We start from the raw sequence: 4,233 nt of genomic DNA on the forward strand, positions 1-4,233 counted from the left end.
CGCCCGGGCCGCCGCGAGCAGGGCCGACTTGCCCGCGCCCGGCTCGCCGGTGACCGCGACACCCGATCCCTGCCCGGCTGCCGCCTGGTCGATCGCCGCGCGCACGGCGTCGACCTCACGGTCCCGTTCGAGGAGCTCCACCCGCACAGGGTAGAGGCGGGTGGGTGGGGCGCCGACGTGGAATCGTCGAACGCCCCGCCGCGACGTCGGCCCCGTCATCGGGGCGACGGTCACCGCGACGCCGTCGCGGCGCTGCGCGGGCCGAACTCGGTCGCGACGGCCGCGACGCTGTTGGCGGGGAAGCCGCCGCGGCGGGCGTGCTCGAGGATCGTCTCCGCGTCGTCCGCCTCGTGCACGCAGTAGATCTTGTCGCCGGTGACGTAGCTGTTGACCCAGGTGTAAGGCACCCCGAGCGACGCCACGGCCTCGTTGGAGGTGCGGGCGATCTCGGCCAGCTCCTCCTGGCTGAGGTTGCCGGCGCCGGGGATCTCACGCTCAATGACGAAGCGAGGCATGGTGGTGCTCCTTTCGAGCCGGCGGCCCGCTGCCGTCCGGTGTGCCATCACTTTCGCCGCGCCGCGGCATCCCGACATCGGGAATGACTCCCTATGTTCGCCTCCCGGATACCCATGTGTGGGTGGCCGGCCACCAAGGCATATCCGTTACCTCCGGTCGGTGGATAGCGGATGTAAATGGCCCGATTGTAGATCAGGGCGGAGGGTTGTTGTTGTCGGGATGCCCGCCTACGGTGGGCATGGAATGGTCTGCGAGGTAACGCAGAAGGAGTTCACTCATGTCGACTGTCGCGCCGGAAAGCGCCCACAGTTTCGAAGTCTTCACCCACTACGAGCGCCTCCAGTGGAAGGTTTCCGACCTCGATCTGGACAACATCAGGCAGGATCTGGTCCAGCCGTCCTACATACCGCTGGTAAAGGGTGTCGTCATGGGGGAGGCCACCTCGCTTCCCGGCCTGCACGGCTTCCTCAGCGAGTTCGACGATGACTACGACTGCTCGGCCTTCGTCGCCGTCTGGGCGTACCAGGAGCTGCAACATCACTACGCCTTCCGCGCCTGGCTGCGCGGCGTCGATGTGCACATCGACCAGGCCAAGATCGAATCCCTGCGTGAGCCCTACGAGGCCGGCGTCACGCCCAGCGCCACGCTGACCACCAACGTGATCTCCGAGATCATCGTGAACACGGTCTACCGGGCGTTGTCGGAATGGGTCGAGGAGCCGGTCCTCGCCGACCTGTTCCTGCGCGCCAGCCGGGACGAGGCGGGCCACGCCCGCGAGTTCCTCTACTACCTGAAGCGCCGCCTGGAAGCCCACCCGCACGAACTGAAGTCCGTGTTGGAAAGAATTCACTTCTACGTCACCAGCTCGCGGCTGAACCACCCGGTCGGGGTCTACAAGCACCAGCGCGTCGAGGAAATGCGCGGCCACGAGACCGTGGACGACGTGATCGACGTCTTCATCCAGATCTCGCCGCCGGACGCGCTGGACAGGCTGCAGGCCAAGCTCCGCCGCATGCTCGGCACGGCCGTCGGTTACGACCTCAGCCGCAACGCCGGGATCCGGCATGCGATGGCCGACCTGGCCGGCTGAGCACCCGATGATGCACAGCCATCCGATCGAGCCCCAGCCCGCCGGGCAGGCGCCCGAGGCGACCGGTGGGGAGTATCTGCCGGTGCCGTGGTCGGTGCTGGCGGACTACCGCTGCTTCGGCTGCTCCCCGCACAACAGCAGCGGCCTGCGCCTGCGGTTCGCCGCCCGGCCCGACGGCGAGATCGACACCCGATTCCGGCTGGGCCGCGGCTTCGAGTCCTACCCGGGGATCGTCCACGGCGGCCTGATCGGGGTCATCTGCGACGAGACGATGGGCAACCTCCTCGTCCTGCGCACCGGCCTGACCGCGCTCACCACCGGGATGCGTCTGCGGTACGTCACCTCGATGCGAATCGACACGGACTACCAGTGCGTCGCCCGGCTGCTCCCCGGCGGGCCCGAGGCGGGCTCGACGCCGGCGGGGGTGGGCGGCCTGGTGCGCGCGGAGTCCGAGATCCTCGATGCCGACGGCGCCCTGGTGGCCTCGGCGAACGCCACCTACCGGCCGATCTCGATGGACAGCGCCCGCCAGCGCATGGACCTGCGCCCGGAGGAGTTCGACCAGGTCGAAGCGGTCCTCGCGGCGACCCGGTTGACCAGCGCGGCGCCGGTCGCCGGCACCTCCCACTGACTCCCACCCCGCGTGCCGAAGGAGCCACGATGACACCGTCGCACGACGACATTGTCCGTACCGTCACCGAGATCGTCCACCGCGAGATCGGGATCCCCGTCGACCGCCTGGCCCCCGATCTGGACCTGCGCGGCGCCGAAGGCGCGGACTCGGTGAAGGTTCTCGTCATGATCTCGCGGGTGGAACGCACCTACGGCATCGAGATCGACGACGAGGACGTCTTCACCCTCGCCACCATCAACGACGTCGTCCGCGCCGTCCAGGCCGGCCTCACCGCGGCGACCACGGTCTGAACCACCACGGCCGACCACACTGACCGCCGCGCGATCAGGTCAGGTGGGGGGCAGGCGGACGAGGCCGAGGTAGAAGTCGTCGATGCTGTGGACGGCGGCGAGGAAAGCGTCCAGATCGGTCGGTTTGCAGACGTAGGCACTCGCGTGAAGTTCGTAGCTGCCGATGACGTCACTGGGCGCGTCGGACGTCGTCAGGATGACGACCGGAATGCGCGCGAGCGCGGGATCGGACCTGATCGCGGCAAGCGTGTCACGCCCGCCCAGCCGGGGCATGTTCAGATCAAGAATGATCAGGTCGGGCAGCGGCGCCGACGGGTCGCGCAGAAATTCCAGGGCCTGCACACCGTCGCTGACGGTGTGCAGGGTCTGGCCGAAGCCTCGGGAGAGGAACGCCTCCTCGACGAGCATGACGTCGCCGGGGTCGTCCTCGGCGAGCAGGACATTGTAGGGACGGCTCGGTGCTGCGGCGTTCATCGGAATTCTGACTCCATGCCCCTCACGCTCGCACCCGGTCGAGTGCCTCGCAATCATCGCACACGCCCGCCTGGGCGTTTGCGTTCGCGCAGAGCGTTGGATGAGCTGCGGCACGTCGTCACGCGGTTTCACGGAGTCGCCGCAGGGGCTGACCCAAGGCCACGAATACCTGACCGGATTGCCAGGGTCCCGCCGCCGGCTGATGCGCGCGGAGCGTGCCGACCTCGCGTGGGTTCTCGGGTGATCAGGCGGGTGCGAATATCCGCGACCGGTCTGGATATCGTCGCCGCCCGCCCGCTTCGGCGGCGGTGTACCCGCGGTCCGGACCGCGGCCGTGGCCCGATTCCGGCCCTGACCTGGCGGCGACCGGTTGTGGGCGTCGCCAGGGTGGGGTAGGCAGCGTTCATGGACAGTCCCGGCACCGTGTCAGACCACCGAGCGGCGACCCCCTGGGCCGGGACGGCCGATGCGGTGGTGATCGGTGCCGGGGTCAACGGGCTGGTGGCGGCGAACATCCTCGCGGACGCCGGCTGGGAGGTCGTCGTCTGCGAGGCGGCGGCCGAGGCGGGCGGCGCCTGCCGGTCGGGCGAGACGGTGCGGCCCGGGTACGTCACCGACCTGTTCAGCGCCTTCTACCCGCTGGCCGCCGCGTCGCCGGTGCTGCGCGCGCTCGACCTGGAGAGCAGCGGGCTGCGCTGGGTGCGCGCGCCGCAGGTGCTCGCCCATCCGCTGCCGGACGGCCGGTGCGCCGTGCTGTCGACGGATCTGGACGCCACGGCCCGTTCACTCGCCGAGTTCGCACCGGCGGACGCGGGGGCGTGGCGCGCCCAGGTCGACCGGTGGCAGCGGATCCGGGAACCGTTGGTCGAGGCGCTGGTGGCGACGCCGTTCCCGCCGGTGCGTGCGGGCGCCCGCCTGGCGCGCGGGATGGGGGTGGGGCAGACGCTGCGGTTCGCGCGGTTCGCGCTGCTGCCGGTGCGTCGCTTCGCCGACGAGGAGTTCGCCGGGGACGGCGCCGGGCTGCTGCTCGCGGGCAACGCCCTGCACACCGATCTGGCGCCGGAGGCCGCCGGGTCGGCGCTGTTCGGCTGGCTGCTGGCGATGCTCGGCCAGGATGTCGGTTTCCCCGTGCCCCAGGGCGGCGCCGGCCAGCTCACCGCCGCCCTGGTGCGCCGGCTGCTCACCGACCCCGCGCTGCTCGCCCGCGCCGCCGCCGGCCTGCTCGACCC

At 70.4% G+C, this 4,233-nt stretch carries 7 protein-coding genes; 4 read left to right on the plus strand and 3 right to left on the minus strand.

All coding sequences use genetic code 11. From position 1 onward, the window contains the following. Both MXD58_RS21480 and MXD58_RS21485 read right to left on the minus strand, forming a co-directional pair. The coding region (locus MXD58_RS21480) for an ATP-binding protein (RefSeq protein WP_250609806.1) at nucleotides 1-234 on the minus strand (234 nt) is incomplete at its 3' end. Continuing rightward, entirely contained in the window at nucleotides 231-515 is a 285-nt protein-coding gene (locus MXD58_RS21485; RefSeq protein ID WP_248839389.1) for a DUF4242 domain-containing protein, read from the minus strand. The genes MXD58_RS21485 and MXD58_RS21480, both read right to left, overlap by 4 nt. Nucleotides 516-793: 278 nt before the next feature. Here MXD58_RS21485 and MXD58_RS21490 point away from each other — a divergent pair, with 278 nt between their 5' ends. Genes MXD58_RS21490 through MXD58_RS21500 form a run of 3 tightly spaced genes read left to right on the plus strand, consistent with a single transcriptional unit; the run spans nucleotide 794 to nucleotide 2,530 of the window. After that, the gene (locus tag MXD58_RS21490; RefSeq protein ID WP_248839390.1) at nucleotides 794-1,606 is read left to right on the plus strand and encodes a ferritin-like domain-containing protein; all 813 of its coding nucleotides are present in this window, start codon (nucleotides 794-796) and stop codon (nucleotides 1,604-1,606) included. A 7-nt stretch (nucleotides 1,607-1,613) separates the two neighbouring features. Continuing rightward, a complete protein-coding gene (locus tag MXD58_RS21495; protein WP_248839391.1) occupies nucleotides 1,614-2,237 on the plus strand; it encodes a PaaI family thioesterase in 624 nt (207 codons plus the stop codon). A 29-nt stretch (nucleotides 2,238-2,266) separates the two neighbouring features. Continuing rightward, a complete protein-coding gene (locus MXD58_RS21500; protein WP_248839392.1) occupies nucleotides 2,267-2,530 on the plus strand; it encodes an acyl carrier protein in 264 nt (87 codons plus the stop codon). Between the two features lie 39 nt (nucleotides 2,531-2,569). Here the strand turns inward: MXD58_RS21500 and MXD58_RS21505 are convergent, their stop codons facing one another. Continuing rightward, nucleotides 2,570-3,004, minus strand: a complete 435-nt coding sequence (locus MXD58_RS21505; RefSeq protein ID WP_248839393.1) for a response regulator — start codon at nucleotides 3,002-3,004, stop codon at nucleotides 2,570-2,572. A gap of 423 nt (nucleotides 3,005-3,427) precedes the next feature. On the opposite strand from MXD58_RS21505, the gene MXD58_RS21510 reads away from it, so the two are divergent. Beyond that, a partial coding sequence (locus MXD58_RS21510; RefSeq protein WP_250609807.1) for a phytoene desaturase family protein occupies nucleotides 3,428-4,233 on the plus strand: 806 nt, incomplete at its 3' end.

The organism is Frankia sp. AgKG'84/4 (assembly GCF_023242965.2).
Lineage (GTDB): Bacteria > Actinomycetota > Actinomycetes > Frankiales > Frankiaceae > Frankia.

What these genes read in the sequence shown, in the direction of transcription:
- MXD58_RS21495 (WP_248839391.1), top strand. Translation starts at nt 1,614, where the DNA reads ATGATGCACAGCCATCCGATCGAGCCCCAGCCCGCCGGGCAGGCGCCC.
- MXD58_RS21490 (WP_248839390.1), top strand. Translation starts at nt 794, where the DNA reads ATGTCGACTGTCGCGCCGGAAAGCGCCCACAGTTTCGAAGTCTTCACC.
- MXD58_RS21500 (WP_248839392.1), top strand. Translation starts at nt 2,267, where the DNA reads ATGACACCGTCGCACGACGACATTGTCCGTACCGTCACCGAGATCGTC.
- MXD58_RS21485 (WP_248839389.1), bottom strand. Translation starts at nt 515, where the DNA reads ATGCCTCGCTTCGTCATTGAGCGTGAGATCCCCGGCGCCGGCAACCTC.
- MXD58_RS21505 (WP_248839393.1), bottom strand. Translation starts at nt 3,004, where the DNA reads ATGAACGCCGCAGCACCGAGCCGTCCCTACAATGTCCTGCTCGCCGAG.